The following is a 19,798-nucleotide window of genomic DNA, read 5'->3' as shown; positions in this document are numbered from 1 at the left end:
CCCCCAGCGGGTCCGTCAGCAGCGGGTCCGTCAGGAACGCGTACGGGGGCGGAGCCGGACACCCGGCAGGTGAGGAGCAGGAATGCGCCCGGCTTCGGTTCCGGCCTCCGGCCCGTGTCCGCGGACCAGCCCGAACCGTGAGGCTTCTGCGTCCGGGTCCGGAAGGTCCCCTTGCGCCTCCCAGTCCTGGCGGGCCTGTGCCACTTCATCGTGCGTCCTGCCCACGAAATTCCACCACATCAGCAGCTCCTCCTCGAACGGTTCCCCGCCCAGCAGGATGAATCGCGTGTCCGGCAGCGCCTCAAGCTCCAGGCGGCGGCGGCCCGTGCCGAGGTAGCCCAGCGGGCCCGGCGGGACGTCCTGACCGTCGAGGGTGATGCCGCCGTCGAGCACCAGCACTGCATGCTCAAACTCGGGGTTGAGAGGCAGGGTGACGGTTCCGGTGCAGGTGATGTCCGCACCGACAATCGGCGAATACATGGTGGCCGGAGATGCCACTCCGGCGAAGCTCCCCACCATCACTGTTGCGGTGAAGCCGTCTCCGCCCGCTTCCGGGAGGTCGCGGTGCTGCTCGAACGCCGGGGCCCGGTGGCGCTCGCCGTCCGGAAGGGCGACCCACAACTGCAGGCCTCGCTGCAGCGGCAGCTCCGTTCCGGCGTCGGACGTTCCGGCCCCGCCCTCCGTGCCAGGAGCCGGCCGCTGCGGCAGCACGGCGAACTCGGAGTGGGAGACGCCACGGCCCGCCGTCATGATGTTGAGCTCGCCCGGACGCACGATGACGTCGCTGCCCACGCTGTCGCGGTGCCTGATGTTCCCCGCGAGCGGCCACGTCACTGTCTGCAGGCCGGTGTGCGGGTGCGGCAGGACGGACATGGCGATGCGGTCCGGGCCGAAACTGTCAAGGAAGCACCATGCGCCAACGGTGGGGAGGCCCCGTTGCGGAAGGGTCCGCAAGACGTTCATGGCACGTACGCCTCCGAGCGGAACTTCCCGTGCCGGCCACAACTGCAGGCACGGGCCGTTTCCCGTGTAGCCTCCGGGCTGTCCCGGCGGGCACAGTTCTTCTTTGGGGCTCACTTCAAGGTTCGTCACAGACCCAACTCTAGGCCGAAGAACGGATTACCGGCAGCGCCCGACCCCGAACGCCTAACTCCAGCCCCTAGCCAACCCGGCACCCGTCGGCTTACCCTTGAAAAGCCGTCGGCGAAAGCGCCGGCGAAGCGGACCGTCTGGCTTCGAAAGCCATGACCGCAGAGACGGGGGAGGTGGAGATGATGACTGCAATATTCCGGCGCGCCACGAGCGCCAGCAACGTCATTTACCCTGCCCCGGCTCAACGCACGTCCTGACTTCCAGCAGCTGCTTAGCGCTGAACTACAACGGAGTCCGTGCCAACGGGGCCTCACCAGAGGTTCTTCATTGAAAACAACTTCAGGCCACGTGCTGGCCGCAGAAAATTCAGTAACCAACCAGTCAGCTCCGGCGATGGCCGGGCCCGTGCACTACGGCTTCACAGCACGGACGGCTGCACTGTTCACTGCCCACCCGGTCCCCGGCGGAGAGAGCCCCGGGCGGGTGGTCCGCGTCGACCGCAACAGGGTCCTGATCGCCGGGGCCGCGGAGCTCCGCCACCTGCCCTACCCGGTCCACGGCGACATCCCCGCCACCGGTGACTGGGTGTGGCTCGGCGTCAACACAGCAGGCGAGCCCGCCGTCATTGCGGTGTTGCCCCGCCAGTCGGCGCTCAGCCGCAAGCGGGCCTTCGAAGCGTCCTCGGAAGCCCAGGTGCTGGGCGCAAACGTCGACGTGGTGGGTGTCGTGGTCCCCGTGGACCGGCCGCTCACCCACAACCGGCTGGAGCGGACGCTGGTGGCCGCGTGGGACTCGGGGGCCACCCCGCTGGTGATCATCACCAAGGCGGACCTTGCCGATATCGCGGACGACGTCGTCGGGAAGGTCATCCTCCAGGCCGCCGGCGTCGCTGTGGTCACCACATCGGCGGAGCAGGGCGACGGCCTCGACGAACTGCTCGGACACCTGCCCGACGGCGGGACCCTCGTCCTGCTGGGACCCTCCGGTGCCGGGAAGTCCACGCTGATCAACGCCCTTGCCGGGCATCACGCCCAGGACACCGGTCCCGTCCGCTCCGGCGACGGCAAAGGCAGGCACACCACCACTGCCCGGGAGCTTGTTCCGCTGCCCGGCGGAGCTGTCCTGATGGACACCCCCGGCGTCCGCGGATTCGGGCTCTTCGACGCGGACGACGGGATGGGCGAGATGTTCGGCGATCTCGAGGGACTGTTCAGCCGGTGCCGCTTCGCTGACTGCGCGCACGACCGCGAACCCGGCTGCGCCGTCCAGGCGGCGCTCGCTGACGGAACCCTCGAGGAGCGCCGGTGGGAGAGCTACCGGAAGCTCCAGCGTGAGCTCGCGGCGCTCAACCGCCGGCACGATGTAGCAGCCCGTCGGGCCTACCAGCGGGAATGGCACCAGAAGGTTGTGGTGGCCGGCAAGAGCCAGCGTGCGGCCGAACGCTACGGGCAGGAGGAGGCCGGCGACCGCACCGGCGGCGACGGGAAACGGGGTAAGCGGAAGCGAAGGTGAACCGCCGCGGGGATGAAGGAGGCGGTGCCGGGGGTTCGGGAAATGACGCAGTCCGGCATCGCCACCCATCCAACAGGCGAAGGTCACCGAATGCTTACGGTAGCCGCGGTACCGCTGACTTTGTCGATGCCGCTGGTTACGCTGTGTGTACCCTGCTTTACAGCCGAAAATCAGGAAGCTTATGATCTTCCGGCTTGACCGTCCGATGTTGCCGCCAACAGTTAGGTAAGCCCGGAAATGGCTGAAGCCATGATCGAATTCCAGAGCGTCACCAAGCAGTACCAGAGCGGGCAGCCGGCCGTGGACAACCTCACCATGTCCATCGACAAGGGCTCTATTACGGTATTTGTGGGTCCGTCCGGCTGTGGGAAGACCACCTCCCTGCGGATGATCAACCGCATGGTGGAGCCCACGTCGGGCACCATCACCGTGGACGGGAAGGACGTCACCTCGGTGCCTGCTGCGCAGCTGAGGCGGTCAATGGGCTACGTGATGCAGTCCTCCGGACTGATGCCCCACCGCTCCGTCGTGGACAACATCGCCACTGTTCCGCGGCTGAACGGCGTCTCCAAAACGGAAGCGCGCAAGCGCGCCGAGGAACTGCTGGACGTCGTCGGACTGGCTTCAGTACTCGGAAAGCGCTACCCCTCCCAGCTGTCCGGCGGCCAGCAGCAGCGGGTCGGCGTGGCACGGGCGCTCGCGGCTGACCCGCCCGTGCTGCTGATGGACGAACCGTTCAGCGCCGTTGACCCCGTGGTGCGTGACGAACTGCAGCAGGAGCTCCTCCGCCTGCAGCGGGACCTGGCCAAGACCATCGTTTTCGTCACCCACGACATCGACGAAGCCACTGTACTTGGAGACAAAGTTGCCGTGTTTGCCACGGGAGGCAAGCTGGCGCAGTACGCCACGCCCGAAGAGATCCTCCGGGCGCCGGCCAACGACTTCGTGGCTTCCTTCGTGGGCAAGGACCGGGGGTTCCGCCACCTTGCGTTCAGCCCGTCCGACGCCGTCACCCTGCATGACGTGCCAACGATCAGCCACAGCGACCTCGTATCCGGAACGGCGGCTCCGGGGGGCGGCGACTGGCTGCTCGTGGTGGATGCGGAGTCCCGTCCACTGGGCTGGTCCAGCCCTGGTGCGGGGTCCGCGCTCATCCCCGGCGGCTCGCTGTTCCGGAAAGGCGAGACGCTCCGGCGTGCCCTTGACGCGGCACTGTCCTCGCCGTCGGGCCTGGGCGTGGCCGTTGACGCCGACGGCAGGTTCGCCGGTGTCCTCCGGGCGGATGAGGTGCTTGCCGTCATTGAATCGGCCCGGCTGGTCCGGCAGGGCGCCCTCTGATGGAATGGTTCCTGGCCAACAGCGGACGGGTGTTCGAACTGGCCGGCCAGCACCTGGTGCTGGCCATCCTGCCGATGGTATTCGGCCTGCTGCTTTCGATTCCGCTGGCCCAGTTCGCGCGGCAGAACAGGACCCTGCGTTCCGTGGTGGTTACGGCGACGTCACTGCTGTACACGATTCCGTCCCTCGCCCTATTCATCATCCTCCCCTCAATCCTGGGAACCAGGGTGCTGGACCCGGTCAACGTCATCGTTGCCCTCACCATCTACGCGGTGGCCCTCCTGGTGCGGGCCGCGCTCGACGCCTTCGACTCCGTGGATGAAGACCTCCGCCAGGCCGCCGTCGCCATGGGCTTCAAGCCCGCTGCACGTTTCCTCCAGATCGACCTCCCGCTGTCCCTTCCCGTGCTGTTCGCCGGACTGCGGGTGGTGTCCGTCAGCAACATCTCCCTGGTGAGCGTGGCCGCCCTGCTGGGCATCGGGAACCTCGGGATGCTCTTCACCTCCGGGCTGCAACGTGGCTTCATTACGGAAGTGATGGTCGGGATAATTGCCATTCTGGTCCTTGCGCTGCTGATGGACGCGGTCCTGGTACTCCTGGAACGGCTTCTGACCCCCTGGACCAGGGCGGCAGCCCGAACGGACAAAACCGATCTCCCTTCGGCGGCGGAGCGGTTGTCCGATGTCAGGACCGGGGGTGCCTCCGCATGAGCAACGTCTTTACGGATACGTTCGCCTGGCTGGGCGACCCGCTGCACTGGACCGGAAGCACGGGCATTCCCGCACGGCTGGCCGAGCACCTCCAGTACACCGGCCTGGTGATGCTGATCGCTACGGCCATAGCCGTCCCCATCGGCCTTTACGTCGGCCACACCGGCCGCGGCCGGGTGGCGGTGGTTGCCCTGGCGGGCGCGCTCCGGGCATTGCCCACCCTTGGCCTGTTGACGCTCTTCGTCCTCCTGGCCGGTATCGGACTGATGCCACCGATCTGGGCCCTGGTGATTCTCACCGTTCCTCCGCTGCTCGCAGGCACGTACGCCGGGATTGCCAGCGTGGACCGGAACGTCGTGGATGCGGCCCGTGCCATGGGCATGACCGAACTGCAGGTGCTGTTCCGGGCCGAATTTCCCAATGCCCTCACGGTGATGTTCGGCGGATTCAGGACCGGCGTGCTCCAGGTGATCGCCACCGTCTCGGTGGTGGCGTACATCAACCTTGGCGGCCTGGGCCGGTACCTCTTCGACGGCCTGGTGCTGTCCGATTTTCCGCAGATGCTGGGCGGCTCGCTGCTGATCGCAGCGCTGGCAATCGCCGTCGATCTTGTGCTCGCCGTTTTCCAGAGGCTGTTCCTGTCGCGGGGAGCCCCTGCCATGCCCCGCCGGAGCCAGCAGGCACCGGCCAATCTCACAGACCCCGTGTCCGCGGAGCCTGTTGTTCAAGGAGGTACATCATGAAGGAAACCCACCCTAGTATCCTGGGCCGTCGCGCCTTCGGCGGCCTGGCCGCCGGCGTCGGACTGGCCCTGGCGCTGTCCGCCTGCGGCGGCGGGTCGGATCCGCTGGGAAGCGCGCCCGCGACCGGCGGTTCGGGATCAGGCTCCGCGCTGGTCATCGGTTCTGCCGATTTCCCCGAAAGCCAGATTATTGCCGAGGTCTATGCCGGGGCACTGAATGCAGCCGGAGTCACCGCGAGCACCAAGCCCAACATCGGGTCCCGGGAAGTGTACTTCAAGGCTGTGCAGGACGGCTCCGTGGATGTCATTCCGGACTACAGCGGCAACCTCCTGCTGCACGTGGACAAGGAAGCGGCCGAGGTTTCGGCCGAGGAGATCTACAAGGCGCTGCCGGCCAAGCTGCCCGAGGGACTGGCTGTGCTGGAGGCCTCCAAGGCTGAAGACAAGGACGCCATGGTGGTCACCAAGGCGACGGCGGAGAAGTACCAGCTCAAGTCGATCGAAGACCTCGCCAAGGTCTGCAACGAGCTGGTGGTGGGAGCTCCGGCCACCTTCGCCGAGCGCGCCTACGGCCTGCCGGGGCTGAAGAAGAACTACGGCTGCGAGCCCAAGAAGCTGGAACCGTTCAGCGACGGCGGCGGTCCCATCACGGTCAAGGCGCTGCTGGAGGACCAGGTCCAGGTCGCGGACATTTACACCACGACGCCGGCCATTGCCGACAACGACCTGGTGGTCCTGGAAGACCCCAAGAACAACTTCATCGCGCAGCAGGTCCTGCCGCTGTACAACAAGGCCAAGATGACGGACAAGGCGAAGGAAGCGCTCAACTCTGTTTCCAGGATCCTGACCACGGAAGACCTGATCGACCTCAACCGTGCCGTCAGCGGCAGCCAGAAGCAGAACCCGAAGGATGCGGCCGCCGCCTGGCTCAAGGACAAGGGCCTGGTGAAATAGCAGCAGCCACCACCACGACGGCGCCTGCCGGACCCTTGGAGGTCCGGCGGGCGCCGTCGTTGCTCCTGCTGTGAGTCACGTCTCAGCAGAAGTACATCCTCCATATGGCATATTTGATGGATGGCAGAATTCAAGCAGTCCACCAAGCTTCATAATGTCCTCTACGACATCCGTGGACCGATTCTTCAGGCCGCCCAGCAGATGGAGGCAGAGGGACACCGCATCCTCAAACTGAACATCGGAAACCCGGCCCCGTTCGGGTTTGAAGCGCCGGACGCCATCCTGGTGGACATGATCCGCCACCTGCCGCACGCGCAGGGATACAGCGATTCCCGCGGCATATTCTCCGCCCGCACCGCTGTTTCGCAGTACTACCAGACCCGCGGCATCCAGAACATCCATGTCGACGACATCTACCTCGGCAACGGCGTCAGCGAGCTCATCACCATGTCGCTCATGGCGCTCCTCGACGACGGCGACGAGGTTCTCATCCCCACGCCGGACTACCCGCTGTGGACTGCCTCCGTGGCACTCGCCAGCGGGCGGCCCGTGCACTACCTCTGTGACGAGGAATCCGGCTGGCAGCCGGACCTGGAGGACCTTGAATCGAAGATCACTCCGCGGACCAAGGGAATCGTGGTGATCAACCCGAACAATCCCACCGGTGCGGTGTATCCCGAGGAGACCCTCAAGAAGATCGTGGCTCTCGCCGAGAAGCACGGGCTGGTGCTTTTCGCCGATGAAATCTACGAAAAGATCCTGTACGAGGACGCCGTCCACGTGAACCTGGCCGGCCTGACCGGCGACGACGTCCTGTGCCTGACGTTCAGCGGGCTGTCCAAGGCCTACCGCGTGTGCGGCTACCGGGCGGGCTGGATGGCAATTTCCGGGCCGAAGAAGGACGCCGCCGACTACCTTGAAGGCATCAGCCTGCTGGCCAACATGCGTCTGTGCGCCAACGTTCCCGCCCAGCATGCGATCCAGACCGCATTGGGCGGATACCAGAGCATCAACGACCTGATCCTGCCCGGCGGGCGCCTGCTGGAACAACGGAACAAAGCGTACGACCTGCTCAACGCCATCCCCGGCGTCAGCACGCAGCAGGCCAGGGGAGCACTGTACTTGTTCCCGAAACTGGACCCCGACTACTTCCATATCCGCGACGACGAAAAATTCGTCCTGGACCTGCTCCGCGAGCAGAAGATCCTGGTCTCCCACGGACGCGCCTTCAACTGGGTGCGGCCGGACCACTTCCGGATGGTCACGCTGCCCAACGTAAAGGACATCGAAGAGGCAATTGGCCGCATGGGGGACTTCCTGAGCCGGTACCAGGGGAACTAGCCTGATGTCAGCAACGCCGCCCGGTGGATCCCGGGCGGCGGCAGTCGGATGCGGGCGCGGGGACGCGGCCATCCGGACTGGCGACACCTCGGCGGAAGGCTTCCCATGGCAAGCATTGAAACATTCGACGAACACCCCTCCGGGACCCTGGCGGCAGGTGATGGATTCAAGCTGGCCGATGTGGACCCTGATTCCACCCCCGGATTTCCCGGCGGAAAATCCGACGGGCAGGCCCTCCTGGCCGAACTCGACGGCAAACTTGCCACGCTCCAGGAGCAGCTTTTCGCCGAAGCCAAATTTGGCGGCAACAAGCGCATCCTCCTGATCCTGCAAGCCATGGACACGGCCGGAAAAGGCGGCATCGTGGCCCACGTGGTGGGTGCCATGGACCCGCAGGGCGTGCAGCTCAAGGCGTTCAAGGCTCCCACCGACGAGGAGAAATCCTACGACTTCCTGTGGCGGATCGAGAAGGAAGTGCCGGCGGCGGGAATGGTGGGTGTCTTCGACCGCTCGCATTATGAGGATGTCCTCATACACCGGGTCCGCGGCTGGGCCTCTCCGGCCGAGATCGAGCGACGCTACGTGGCGATTAACGAATTTGAAGCCAGGCTGACAGACACCGGCACCCGGATCGTCAAGGTGATGCTGAATATCAGCCGGGACGAACAGAAAGCCCGGCTGCTCGCCCGCCTGGACGATCCCTCGAAGCACTGGAAGTACAGCAGCGGCGACCTGAAGGAACGCGCGTTCTGGGACGACTACATGGCCGCTTACCAGGCGGCATTCGACAACACCCACACCGAGGTGGCGCCTTGGCATGTGGTCCCCGCGAACAAGAAGTGGTACGCGCGGATCGCCGTGCAGCAGCTGCTGCTCCAGGCCATGGAAGACCTCCACCTTCAGTGGCCCAAGGCAGAGTTCGACGTCGCCCTTGAGCGCAGCCTGGTGGAACGGTCCTGACGGGATCCGGTTCCGCCGGGTCTGGTGAAGCCCTGGGGGCTAAGACTCCGGCCCCGCCTGGTTCCGGGCGGCGGCCAGCCGTTTGCGGGCGCCCTCCAGCCAGTCCTCACAGCGCCTGGCCAGGGCTTCGCCCCGCTCCCACAGCGCGAGTGAGTCCTCCAGGCTGGCGCCGCCGGCCTCCAGCTTGCCGACGACGGCGACGAGTTGCTCCCGGGCCTCCTCGTAGCTGAGTGCTTCGATGTCCGCATTCGGATTCTGTTCTGCTGCCAATGTGTTGCTCCCTGCTGGTGGTAAATGGATGGACGTCGCCGGTTTGCCTCCGGCGCAGGACCGGTTCAGCTGCCCGTCATCCGGTGGCCGCCCGTGGACCGGGCGTTGAAGCTGCCGCCCGCAACCCGGACGAAAAGGTCCGAGCCCTCAGGAGCCTGCCTAGGGTGCCGGACGACTTCCCGCTGAGCGTCTGCGTCCTTGCCCGCGCCGGCGGCCTGGACCACGGCGTAGCCCCGGTCCAGCGTCTGTTGCGGGGAGAGCGAGCGCACCTGGTTGCGCAGGTGGAGGATCTGGTCGGCGCCCCTCAGGACGGCCGCGCCGATGGCTGCACGGGAGCGGCTGCTGAGCCGTGCCACGTCTTCGGCGCGGGCACTGACCATGACCTCAGGCGCCGCCAGTACGGGCCGCGAATGCAGGGAGGCCAGCCGGTCGGATTCCCGATCCACCAGCCGGTTCACCCCGCGCCGCAGCTGGTCCCGGGCCTGCCGTACCCTCGCAAGCTCCTCCGTCACGTCGGGAACGATCCGCTTGGCGGCGTCCGTGGGCGTGGAGGCCCGAAGGTCCGCAACGTCGTCCAGGATGGGGCGGTCCGCTTCGTGGCCTATGGCGCTGACCACCGGGGTGGACGCGTTGGACACCGCCCTGATCAGCTCCTCATTACTGAAGGGGAGAAGGTCCTCAAGGGCACCGCCGCCGCGGGCAATCACAATGACGTCAACGTGCGGGTCAGCATCGAGTTCCCGCAGGGCACCCATGATCTGGGAGACGGCAGTGGCTCCTTGCACCGCGACTTCCCGGACCTCGAATTCGACGGCGGGCCACCGGAGTGCGGCATTGCGCAGCACGTCCTTCTTCGCATCGGAATCGCGGCCGGTGATCAGCCCGATGCGGTGGGGGAGGAGCGGGAGGCGCTTCTTCCGGGAATCCGCAAAGAGTCCTTCCGCGGAAAGCGCGTGGCGGAGCCGCTCAATCCGCGCCAGCAGGTCGCCGAGTCCCACCGGCCGGATGTCCTTGACCGACATGTTCAGGCGTCCGGTCTTGAGCCAGAATTCGGCCTTCAGGAGCGCCACGACCCGGGAGCCCCGTTCCAGGGGAACCTCCTGGCGATCCAGCACATTCGACCAGATGGAGGCGGGCAGGGAAATCTCGGCGTCCACATCCCGGAGTGTCATGAAGGCGCTGCCGCCGCGTCGGTTCAGCTCAATGACCTGGCCCTCCACCCAGGCCGCGGGGGTCCGGTCAATGTGGGCTTTGAGTTTCTGGGACAGCAGCTGCAGGGGCCAGGGATTGTCCGGACTCGTTTCGGCGGCCGTAGCAGGAACCGTGGTGGCCGCGGGCATGTTGTCAGCCACGGCGGGACCGTGACGGGGAGGGAGCCTGGGGCATGGGAATCCTTCGCGGGTGGCAGTGCAAAACGGAATGGCATCAAAACGGCGTGGCATCAAAGCGGAATGGCACCAGACCGAATCAACTCTATCCATAGCTCTACCACTGTCCGCCGACATTTTTGCTTCCCGGCCGGCACCCCTAGGATGGCAGTACCGCCAACCACAACCGAGGAATCCCTTGCGCACTTTTGTCTCAGCTGCCGCCGTCATCCTTGGACTGCTGCTGGCCGCAGTCTCCGTTCCGGCCATCTGGGTGGACCGGAACATTGTGCAGGAGGACGGCTTTGTTTCCCTCGCCGCCCCGCTCGGCAAAGACACCGTCTTCCAGGAACGACTGGCTTCGGCAGCGGTCGGCAGCATTGATCCGGCAGCGGGAATTCCTGAACCGTTCGCGGAACTTGTCCAGCCGATCCTTGACTCTGCCGCCAGCTCACTGATCACGCTCCCCGGATATCCGGCGGCATGGGAGGAAACGCTGAGGAAGAGCCACCGGCTCAATTTCCCGGCGCCCGGGGCCGCCAGCCCGGAGACTGAACCATCGACGTCCCTCACCCTGGATGTGGCCCCTTTGGTGGGGCTGCTGACCCGGCAGATCTCCGAGGCAACCAACGTTCCGCTGGACGCGCCGGACCAAACTCTCATCGACATCGGGCAACCGAGCCAGCGCCAGCTCGTGGACCAGGTTTCGGCCTATGCCCCCATGGGGTATGCACTGGCGGCCGGCTCGGCGATCGCCCTTCTGCTTGCCCTCATTGCCGCACGTCGGCGCTGGACTGTGCTCGTGGGCACGGGGCTCGGAGCGCTGGTGCTGGCAGCGGTCTGGAAACTCGGCTCCGACGCGGCGGGCCTCGCGGTGGGCGGGACGGCCAGCGGCAACGAGGTGGCGGACATCTTCAAGAGCGAATTCGTGGCGGCATCGTCCGAGCGGTTCGGACAGTGGATCGTGGCAACCCTTATTGCCGGTGCCGTCCTCATCGTGGCGGGCGTCATTCTCCGCATTGTTGCCGGCGCCGTTGCGGGCCGCACAAGCGGCGACCAGCGTTCCCGGTAGCATTGAACAATGACCTCCTCAGCTGTCTCCATCCCCATGCCTTCAATTCCACGCAGGCGCCGTTCGCCTGAGGACGTGCTGGCTGCGGCCCCGGTGTCAGGTCCCAAAAAGGTGCTGCTTGCGGCCCCCCGCGGCTACTGCGCCGGAGTGGACCGGGCCGTCATCGCGGTGGAGAAGGCACTGGAACATTACGGTCCGCCCGTCTACGTGCGTAAGCAGATCGTCCACAACGTCCACGTCGTGAGCTCGCTCGAGGAAAAAGGCGCCATCTTCGTAGATGAGACCGATGAAGTCCCCGAAGGCGCCCTGGTGATCTTCTCGGCCCACGGGGTATCGCCGGCCGTGGTGCAGTCCGCAGAGGACCGCGGGCTCCGCACCATTGATGCGACGTGCCCGCTGGTGACCAAGGTGCACCGGGAAGCTGTCCGTTTCGCGAAGGACGACTTCGACATCCTCCTGATCGGCCATGACGGCCACGAGGAAGTCGAAGGAACTGCCGGGGAGGCACCGGAGCACATCCAGATCATCAACGGCCCGCACGAAGTTGACAAGGTGACGGTCCGGGATCCGGAAAAGGTCATCTGGCTTTCGCAGACCACACTGAGCGTGGACGAAACGATGGAAACGGTCCGGCTGCTGAAGGAACGCTTTCCGACGCTGCAGGATCCGCCCAGCGACGACATCTGCTATGCCACCACCAACCGCCAGGTGGCCATCAAGAAGATCTCCCCGCAGGCCGACCTGGTTATTGTGGTGGGCTCCGCCAACTCCTCCAACTCCGTCCGTCTCGTGGAGGTTGCCCTGGAATACGGGGCCAAGGCCTCCTACCGCGTCGACTTCGCCAACGAAGTGGACGAGGCCTGGTTCGAGGGCGTCGCCACAGTCGGCGTGACGTCCGGTGCGTCCGTTCCGGAGGTGCTGGTGAAGGACGTGCTCCGGCTCCTCGCCGACTACGGCTACGGCGCTGTGGAAGAAGTGGTCACGGCCGAGGAAGACCTGCTCTTCTCGCTTCCCAAGGAGCTTCGCGCAACGCTGAAGAAATCCGGCGACGTGACCCGCGCCCTGGGCGGGCGCGGGGCGCGGGTCTGACTGCCGCCGGCTGCGGGCTACGCGGCTGACTCTTCCGACTGGAGTTCCGGCGCAGCCACCGACCGGGGCGTCACGTCGATCGCAGGCGGCGTCACCAGTCCCTCCGCTTCAAGCGCGTTGAGCTTTCGTGCCGTGGGAAGCACACGTGCTTCCAGTGTCCCCACCATCGAGTTGTAACGGTCCACGGACGTCTTAAGCGACGACCCCAGCTTGGTCACGTTGTCGCCGAGCGTTCCCATCCGCTCGTAGAGTTGCCGCGCCAGCTCGAACAGCTCCCGGGCACTGTCTGTCAGCACGTCCTGGCGCCAGGTGAATGCCACGGACTTCAAAACGGCCAGCAGGGTGCCAGGGGACGCCAGCACCACGTTCTTCGTCAGCGCGTAGTCCAGGAGGCCGGGGTCCGCCGCCAGCGCGGCCGCCAGGATGGATTCTGCCGGCAGGAAGCAGATCACGAGTTCCGGCGAATTGCCGGGAATGTCCCAGTACTTCTTGTTGCTCAGGGCGTCCACGTGGGCCTTGAGGGCCTTGGCATGTGCTGCCAGCAACGCGTTCTGGCCGTTAATCGAGTGCCCGTGCTGCTGGCGTCCCGCCGGGGTCCCCAGATCCTGGGCCTCAAGGTAGGACGCCAGGGGCACCTTTGCGTCGACCACCAGTTGCTTCTGCCCCGGAAGTTGCACCACGAGGTCCGGCCGTACGGCGGCGCCCGCGCCCGCGCCCGCACCCGTGCTGTGCTGCTGCTCGTGGAAATCCACGTGGCGGAGCATGCCGGCGGCCTCCACAACCCGCCGCAACTGGACTTCGCCCCACTGGCCGCGGGCGCTGTTGGACCGCAGGGCGGACTCCAGGGCATGGGTTGAGCGGAGAAGCTGTTCGTCGGAGAGGCGGGCCTCCTGCAGTTGCTGCGCCAGCTGTCCGTACTGTTCCAGGCGGTCGCGTTCGAGCAGGGACACCTGCTGCTGCACTGCGGTGAGCTTCTCCGCCACAGGAGCAAGGGCCCGGAGGACGCTGCCGTCCTGGTTGCGTGACTCGCCCAGCTCCCGGTTCTGAACCGCCAGAAGGCGCCGCTCGGCGTCGGCCGCCGCGAACTGGGCGTTGACCTCCGAAAGGCGGGCCGAGACGCCGTCGAAATCCTGCTCCAGGGCCACGCTCCGCCGCCGGAGCACCATATAACTGCAGGCGGCGCCGATCACGGCGCCGAGAATCAGCATTAACAGGGCAAGTATCAGTGCAAAAGCGTCCATGGGTTCACTGTGGCACGGGCCTCTGACATTTTTTGCGCAGACGCACTGCACACCAGGCGGCAGATAAGGGGCGGGCCCGATTACCGGTAGAATTAGTGCTCGTGGCTCTTACTATTGGCATCGTCGGACTGCCCAACGTCGGCAAATCAACCCTTTTCAACGCACTGACCCGCAACCAGGTGCTCGCGGCGAACTATCCGTTCGCCACGATTGAGCCGAACGTCGGCGTGGTCAACCTCCCGGACCCGCGGCTTGCCAAACTGGCCGCCGTCTTCGGATCGCAGCGCCTGCTGCCTGCTCCGGTGTCGTTCGTCGACATCGCCGGGATCGTCAAGGGCGCATCGGAGGGCGAAGGCCTGGGCAACAAGTTCCTCGCAAACATCCGCGAAGCCGAGGCCATCGCGCAGGTTGTCCGCGTGTTCGATGACCCTGACGTCATCCACGTTGACGGCAAGGTGGATCCCCGCTCCGACATGGAGACCATCAACACCGAACTGATCCTGGCTGACCTTCAGACCATCGAAAACGCCATTCCGCGGATCGAAAAAGAAGTCAAGATCAAAAAGCGCGACGCCGCAGAACTCGCAGCCATCAAGGCGGCGCAGACCGTGCTCGAACGCGGCGACACCATCTTCTCCTCGATCAAGAGCGACAAGCTCGAGATGGAGCACCTCAAGGAGCTCGGCCTGTTGACGGCCAAGCCCTTCATCTACGTCTTCAACTCTGACGAAGGAATTCTGGGCAACCCCGAGAAACAGGAAGAACTGCGCGCCATGGTTGCTCCGGCGGACGCCGTCTTCCTGGACGCCAAGCTGGAATCCGACCTCGTGGAACTGGACGAGGAAGAAGCCCGCGAGATGCTGGAGATGAACGGTCAGGACGAGTCCGGCCTCGACCAGCTGGCGCGCGTCGGCTTCCACACGCTGGGACTGCAGACCTACCTCACCGCCGGTCCCAAGGAAACCCGTGCCTGGACCATCCACCAGGGGGACACCGCCCCGCAGGCAGCGGGCGTCATCCACTCGGATTTCCAGCGCGGTTTCATCAAGGCCGAAGTTGTTTCTTTCGACGACCTCATCGAGGCCGGCTCCATGGCTGAGGCAAAGGCCCGGGGCAAGGTCAGGATCGAAGGCAAGGAATATGTCATGGCCGACGGCGACGTCGTCGAGTTCCGCTTCAACGTGTAGCAGGACCAGCCACCGCCGGCGACTAGAGCATTAACGGTGAAAGCCCCGATTCCTCGGAATCGGGGCTTTCTGTCGTCATAGGACGGGTTACGGACTGCTTTTGCACCTCGTCCTTCACCCCTGATGAAAACGGTTCCGCAGGTACTTTGTTGCAGCTCGGTAACAACCTTTACCCATGGGCAACTTTGGTCCCATGGGCATACTTTTCGGGTCTAGGCTACTGCTCATGTGAGACGAGCCACATTCTCACTGGGGGAATGGGCGGTCTGGCCGGCGCCTACAGCGGCGGTCTTTTCAACACCACAGAAACATAGGAGGCGGAATGCGCTTAGGTCGTATTTCCAAAGCGGTAGGCGTCGCGGCTGCAGCCGCGCTAGCTCTCAGCGCCTGCGCCGGCAACAGCGGCGGGTCAACCCCGTCAAGCGCTACTGCCGGCAAACAGGGTGGTTCAGCCACGGTGGTCGAGGTGAACGCGTTCAACACGTTCAACCCGAATACTGCCGATGGCAACACGGACATCAACTCGAAGATCAGCTATGCCACCCACTCGGGTTTCTACTACATCGACAACCAGCTGAACGTTGTGCGCAACGAGAAGTTCGGCAAGATGGAAAAGACTTCCGATGACCCGCTGACGGTGAAGTACACCATCAATGAGGGCGTGAAATGGTCCGACGGCACTCCGGTGACGGCGGCTGACCTCCTGCTGCAGTGGGCAGCATTCTCGGGGTACTACGATGACGTCGACTCGGAGGCGAAGACGGGTACGCAGTACTTCTCCTACGCCGGGGACCCCACCGGACTCAAGCTCACTGACTTCCCCGAGCTCGGTGACGACAACCGCTCCATGACCATCAAGTACTCCAAGCCGTTCGCTGACTGGGAAACCGTTCTCGGCGGTCCGGGCATCGACATTGCGGCGCATGTCCTGGCCAAGGGTGCCGGCCTCACTGACGCCAAGGCATTCGTGGACTACCTGAAGGAAAAGCCGAAGGGCGATGCCAAGGCACCGAAGCCCGCCGACGAGAAGCTGAAGGCCATGGCTGACCTTTGGAACACCGGTTTCGACACGAAGACCCTGCCTTCCGATCCCAGCCTTTACCTGTCCAACGGCCCCTACATTGTCAAGAGCATCACCCAGGACCAGTCGCTGACCATGGTCCGCAACAAGGACTACAACTGGGGCCCGGAAGCGAGCCTGGACGAGATCACCGTCCGCTACATCGGTTCCGCCCCGGCGCAGGTCCAGGCACTGAAGAACGGCGAAGCCGACATCATCGCTCCGCAGGCCTCGGCAGACACCATCGAGCAGCTGAAGGCGCTTGAGAGCCAGGGCGTCACTGTGGAACAGGGCAACCAGCTCTCCTACGACCACATCGACCTGAACTACTCGGGTCCGTTCGCCGAGAAGAGCGTCCGCGAAGCTTTCATGAAGACGGTCCCGCGCAAGGACATCGTCGACAAGATCGTGAAGAAGCTCGATCCGGAAGCCAAGCCGCTCGACTCGCAGCTCTTCGTTCCGGCCCAAGCAGCCTATGAGGAATCCGCAAAGAACAACGGTTCTTCGGCATACCAGGATGTGGACATTGACGGCGCCAAGGCACTCCTTGCCGGCAAGACTCCCGAGGTCCGGATCATGTACAACAAGGACAACCCCAACCGCGTTGACGCCTTCTCCCTGATCCGCGAATCTGCCACCAAGGCCGGCTTCAAGATCGTTGACGGCGGACTGGGTGCCTCCGACTGGGGCAAGGCCCTGGGCGACGGCAGCTACGATGCCACCATCTTCGGCTGGATCAACCCGGGCGTGGGTGTATCCGGCGTGCCGCAGATCTTCCGCAGCGGCAACGGCTCCAACTTCAACCTGTTCAGCGATCCGGAAGCCGACAAGCTGATGGATGAGCTGATCGTCACCACCGACCGCAGCAAGCAGGACGAGCTGATTACGCAGATCGACAAGAAGATCTGGGAGTCCGCTTACGGCCTTCCGCTCTTCCAGTCCGTAGGAGTGGACGCCTACAGCGACCGCATCACGGGCGTGAAGTTCATGCCGAACCAGACCGGTGTCTGGTGGAACTTCTGGGAGTGGGCTGAGAAGTAAAGCCCCGCTCAGCGAGTGAACAGCAGGAGAAGGCGCCGGGACACATGCATCAACGTCCCGGCGCCTTCTCCGGCACCACCGGCATTCTGCCGGTTTTCCGCCCACCTCATGCGGGAAGCCGGACTGATTCTGCGATGGGCCCGGTGAGATCCCGGCCCGGATATAGAGGCTTCCCACCATGGTGACGTACATCGTCCGGCGGCTGATTACGGCCGCACTCATACTTCTCGGGGCATCATTCCTCGTGTACCTCCTGACAGCGTCGTCAGGGGATCCACTGGAGGAGTTCCGCGCCAGCAGCGCCCCGAACAAACAACAGCTGATGGACTCACGCAGCCAGCTCCTTGACCTGGATACCCCGGCACCGCTCCGGTACTTCAAGTGGCTTGGCGGAGCAGCCAGGTGCCTGGTTCCCTTCGGTGGTTCCTGCGACCTGGGCAAGAACATCGCCGGCCAGCCGATTACCGAAGCCCTGGGGTTCGCGCTGGTGCAGACCCTCACACTCGTCACCGGGGCCACGATCCTGGCCATTCTTATCGGCATTGCCCTCGGCATCATCACGGCACTGCGGCAGTACAGTGCGCTGGACTACGGCGTGACTTTCATGGCGTTCCTGTTTTTCTCCCTGCCCATCTTCTGGGTCGCGGTGCTGCTGAAGGAATACGGAGCCATCGGGTTCAACGATTTCCTCCGCAATCCCGAAATTCCACTGCCGGTGGCACTCGGCATTGGCGCCGTCGCGGGCCTGATCGTTGCCGTAGCCGTCGGCGGCGAGGCGCGCCGCCGGCTCGTGTCTGGCGGCATAGTGTTCCTCGCGGTCAGCCTCATCCTGATCTACTTCTCCGTTGTCCAATGGTTCCGGAATCCCGGCCTTGGTCCGGTGGTCATTGCGATTGCCGGTGTGGGCCTCGCGTTCGCCGTGACGCTTTTGGTGGCCGGGCTGAAGAATAGGAAGGCGCTACAGGCATCGCTCATCGTGGTGGGGATCGGATTGGTTGCGTACTTCGCCGTCCAGCCGCTCCTGAACCAGGCGACAGCGCTCATGATCGTGCTCCTGGCCGTCGCGACAATCGGCGTGGGCGTTGGAACGGGCTACCTGATGGGAGGCTACGACCGGGGCCAGTCGATGCGGGCTGCCGGAATTACCGCGTTCCTGGTGGGCGGACTTATCCTGATGGACCGCTTTATGCAGGCCTGGCCCAGCTACTTCAGCAACAGTAGGGTGCGCGGCAGGCCGATCGCCACCATCGGGGCAGGCACCCCCAACATCCAGGGCGACTTCTGGATCCTGACCCTGGACACCTTTACACACCTGATACTGCCCACCATGGCCCTCATCCTTGTTTCGCTGGCCAGCTACACGCGGTTCACCAGGTCCTCCATGCTGGAAATCATGAACATGGATTACATCAGGACAGCCCGTGCCAAGGGTCTTTCCGAACGGTCCGTGGTGATGGGCCACGCTTTCCGCAACGCGCTGATTCCGATTGCAACGATCGTGGCCTTTGATATCGGGGCGCTCATCGGCGGGGCCGTCATCACGGAGACGGTGTTCTCCGTGCGCGGCATGGGGTTCCTGTTCCTGGACGGCATCATGCACACCGACCCGAATCCCGTCATGGGCGTCTTCGTCTGCGTGGCGGTCACCGCGATGGTGTTCAACCTGATAGCAGACCTTGCGTATTCCGCACTCGATCCCCGCGTAAGGATTAAGGCATGAGCCAGCCCACCCAGCAGGAAGAATTCCTCGCCGAACACTCGCACCCCAGGCCCCCGGGCGCACCCCTCGAGCCCGATGCGAAAGGACTGAGCCAGGGGCAGATTGTCCGTAAGCGGTTCCTCGGACATAGCGGAGCCATCGCCGGCCTGTTCATTTTCGCCGTCATCTTCCTGATGGCCTTCACCTCCGTGGGCTGGGCAGGGATCCCGGGCTGGTGGAAATACGACCATCTGGACGTCTCACCGCTTGTCAACGACGGCGTTCCAACCGCATCGCTGTTGCCGCCGGCCTGGGGTGAGCACCCGTTCGGGCAGGACCGGATCGGGCGCGACCTTTTCGCCATGACCATGCGCGGAGCCCAGCAGTCCATCACCATCATGCTCCTGATCGGCACCATCGCGGGCCTGCTGGGCACTGTAGTGGGCGGACTGTCCGGATACTTCCGCGGCTGGGTGGAAGCCATCCTGATGCGGATCACCGACGTCATCATCATCATCCCTGTACTGCTGCTCGCCGCCGTCGTGGCCCAGAGCGTCAACCGCCGGGACCAGGGAGGCTGGTTTTCGGGCTTCGCGGCCAGCAACGGCATTTTGATCCTCGGAATCTTCCTGGGCCTCGTCAGTTGGGTCGGCCTCGCCCGGCTGATGCGCGGAGAGTTCCTCACCCTGCGTGAGCGGGAGTTCGTTGATGCGGCACGCATCTCGGGCGCCAGCAATTCACGGATCATTTTCAAGCACATCCTGCCCAACGCCATCGGCGTGCTGATCGTCAACGTGACCCTGACCATGTCCGCCGCGATCCTCCTGGAGACGGCCCTGAGCTATCTGGGCGTCGGCGTAAAATCCCCGGACACTTCCCTGGGCCTGCTCATTTCACAAAACCAGGAAGCATTCGCCACCCGGCCCTGGTTGTTCTGGTTCCCGGGCCTCTTCATTGTCCTGATCTGCCTCAGCATCAACTTCATTGGCGACGGATTGCGGGATGCCTTCGATCCGAGGCAGAAGAAGTTCAACGCCAAGAAGGCCAAGGAGACCCGGAAGTCCGGCGAACCGGGCAGGATTCCGACTGCCGCAGCCGACGAGCCCGCAGGCGACTGAATGCG

The 19,798-nt window shown here is 64.7% G+C and carries 17 protein-coding genes; 13 read left to right on the top strand and 4 right to left on the bottom strand.

Annotated features, from left to right (window positions below; all coding sequences use genetic code 11):
* Window positions 1-30: 30 nt before the first annotated feature.
* On the bottom strand, window positions 31-1,092 hold the full coding sequence (locus tag Q8Z05_RS01070) for a pirin family protein (protein WP_305941698.1): 1,062 nt from the start codon (window positions 1,090-1,092) through the stop codon (window positions 31-33).
* A gap of 327 nt (window positions 1,093-1,419) precedes the next feature.
* Here Q8Z05_RS01070 and rsgA point away from each other — a divergent pair, with 327 nt between their 5' ends.
* The 7 genes from rsgA to Q8Z05_RS01035 all read left to right on the top strand — a co-directional run bounded on the left by rsgA (window position 1,420) and on the right by Q8Z05_RS01035 (window position 8,649).
* Window positions 1,420-2,604, top strand: a complete 1,185-nt coding sequence (gene rsgA / locus Q8Z05_RS01065; RefSeq protein WP_371745906.1) for a ribosome small subunit-dependent GTPase A — start codon at window positions 1,420-1,422, stop codon at window positions 2,602-2,604.
* A 237-nt stretch (window positions 2,605-2,841) separates the two neighbouring features.
* Complete coding sequence (locus Q8Z05_RS01060; RefSeq protein ID WP_305941697.1) at window positions 2,842-3,942, top strand: ABC transporter ATP-binding protein; 1,101 nt, start codon at window positions 2,842-2,844, stop codon at window positions 3,940-3,942.
* Window positions 3,942-4,652, top strand: coding sequence for an ABC transporter permease (locus Q8Z05_RS01055; protein ID WP_305941696.1), 711 nt, complete (start codon window positions 3,942-3,944; stop codon window positions 4,650-4,652). The genes Q8Z05_RS01060 and Q8Z05_RS01055 overlap by 1 nt, the downstream gene beginning before the upstream one ends.
* The gene (locus Q8Z05_RS01050) at window positions 4,649-5,395 is read left to right on the top strand and encodes an ABC transporter permease (RefSeq protein ID WP_305941695.1); all 747 of its coding nucleotides are present in this window, start codon (window positions 4,649-4,651) and stop codon (window positions 5,393-5,395) included. The genes Q8Z05_RS01055 and Q8Z05_RS01050 overlap by 4 nt, the downstream gene beginning before the upstream one ends.
* Window positions 5,392-6,348 (top strand): ABC transporter substrate-binding protein, encoded by a 957-nt coding sequence (locus Q8Z05_RS01045; protein ID WP_305941694.1) that lies wholly within the window; start codon window positions 5,392-5,394, stop codon window positions 6,346-6,348. The genes Q8Z05_RS01050 and Q8Z05_RS01045 overlap by 4 nt, the downstream gene beginning before the upstream one ends.
* 120 nt (window positions 6,349-6,468) lie before the next feature.
* Entirely contained in the window at window positions 6,469-7,689 is a 1,221-nt protein-coding gene (locus Q8Z05_RS01040) for a pyridoxal phosphate-dependent aminotransferase (protein ID WP_305941693.1), read from the top strand.
* Window positions 7,690-7,794: 105 nt separating this feature from the next.
* Complete coding sequence (locus tag Q8Z05_RS01035; RefSeq protein ID WP_305941692.1) at window positions 7,795-8,649, top strand: polyphosphate kinase 2 family protein; 855 nt, start codon at window positions 7,795-7,797, stop codon at window positions 8,647-8,649.
* Between the two features lie 39 nt (window positions 8,650-8,688).
* Here Q8Z05_RS01035 and Q8Z05_RS01030 read toward each other — a convergent pair whose 3' ends face one another.
* On the bottom strand, window positions 8,689-8,919 hold the full coding sequence (locus Q8Z05_RS01030; RefSeq protein ID WP_305941691.1) for an exodeoxyribonuclease VII small subunit: 231 nt from the start codon (window positions 8,917-8,919) through the stop codon (window positions 8,689-8,691).
* A gap of 65 nt (window positions 8,920-8,984) precedes the next feature.
* Complete coding sequence (xseA, locus tag Q8Z05_RS01025; RefSeq protein WP_371745963.1) at window positions 8,985-10,259, bottom strand: exodeoxyribonuclease VII large subunit; 1,275 nt, start codon at window positions 10,257-10,259, stop codon at window positions 8,985-8,987.
* A gap of 226 nt (window positions 10,260-10,485) precedes the next feature.
* On the opposite strand from xseA, the gene Q8Z05_RS01020 reads away from it, so the two are divergent.
* Window positions 10,486-11,358 (top strand): hypothetical protein, encoded by an 873-nt coding sequence (locus Q8Z05_RS01020; protein ID WP_305941689.1) that lies wholly within the window; start codon window positions 10,486-10,488, stop codon window positions 11,356-11,358.
* A 9-nt stretch (window positions 11,359-11,367) separates the two neighbouring features.
* Window positions 11,368-12,447 carry a 4-hydroxy-3-methylbut-2-enyl diphosphate reductase gene (locus tag Q8Z05_RS01015; protein ID WP_305941688.1) on the top strand — a complete coding sequence of 360 codons (1,080 nt, stop codon included), beginning with the start codon at window positions 11,368-11,370 and terminating at the stop codon, window positions 12,445-12,447.
* 17 nt (window positions 12,448-12,464) lie between these two features.
* Here the strand turns inward: Q8Z05_RS01015 and Q8Z05_RS01010 are convergent, their stop codons facing one another.
* Entirely contained in the window at window positions 12,465-13,688 is a 1,224-nt protein-coding gene (locus Q8Z05_RS01010) for a DNA recombination protein RmuC (protein WP_305941687.1), read from the bottom strand.
* Window positions 13,689-13,789: 101 nt separating this feature from the next.
* Between Q8Z05_RS01010 and ychF the strand changes: the two genes are divergently transcribed.
* The 4 genes from ychF to Q8Z05_RS00990 all read left to right on the top strand — a co-directional run bounded on the left by ychF (window position 13,790) and on the right by Q8Z05_RS00990 (window position 19,793).
* Window positions 13,790-14,875: a redox-regulated ATPase YchF gene (ychF, locus tag Q8Z05_RS01005; RefSeq protein WP_305941686.1), complete on the top strand. Its 1,086-nt coding sequence runs from the start codon at window positions 13,790-13,792 to the stop codon at window positions 14,873-14,875.
* A 322-nt stretch (window positions 14,876-15,197) separates the two neighbouring features.
* Window positions 15,198-16,976, top strand: coding sequence for an ABC transporter family substrate-binding protein (locus tag Q8Z05_RS01000; protein WP_305941685.1), 1,779 nt, complete (start codon window positions 15,198-15,200; stop codon window positions 16,974-16,976).
* Window positions 16,977-17,154: 178 nt separating this feature from the next.
* The gene (locus Q8Z05_RS00995) at window positions 17,155-18,696 is read left to right on the top strand and encodes an ABC transporter permease (RefSeq protein ID WP_305941684.1); all 1,542 of its coding nucleotides are present in this window, start codon (window positions 17,155-17,157) and stop codon (window positions 18,694-18,696) included.
* Complete coding sequence (locus Q8Z05_RS00990) at window positions 18,693-19,793, top strand: ABC transporter permease (RefSeq protein ID WP_305941683.1); 1,101 nt, start codon at window positions 18,693-18,695, stop codon at window positions 19,791-19,793. Before Q8Z05_RS00995 ends, Q8Z05_RS00990 begins: the two co-directional genes overlap by 4 nt.
* Window positions 19,794-19,798 lie beyond the last annotated feature (5 nt).

It is taken from the genome of Arthrobacter oryzae (genome assembly GCF_030718995.1).
Taxonomy (GTDB): Bacteria; Actinomycetota; Actinomycetes; order Actinomycetales; family Micrococcaceae; genus Arthrobacter; species Arthrobacter oryzae_C.
The sequence above is the reverse complement of the archived record's forward strand: the minus strand, read 5'-3'. Positions and strand labels throughout refer to the sequence as shown.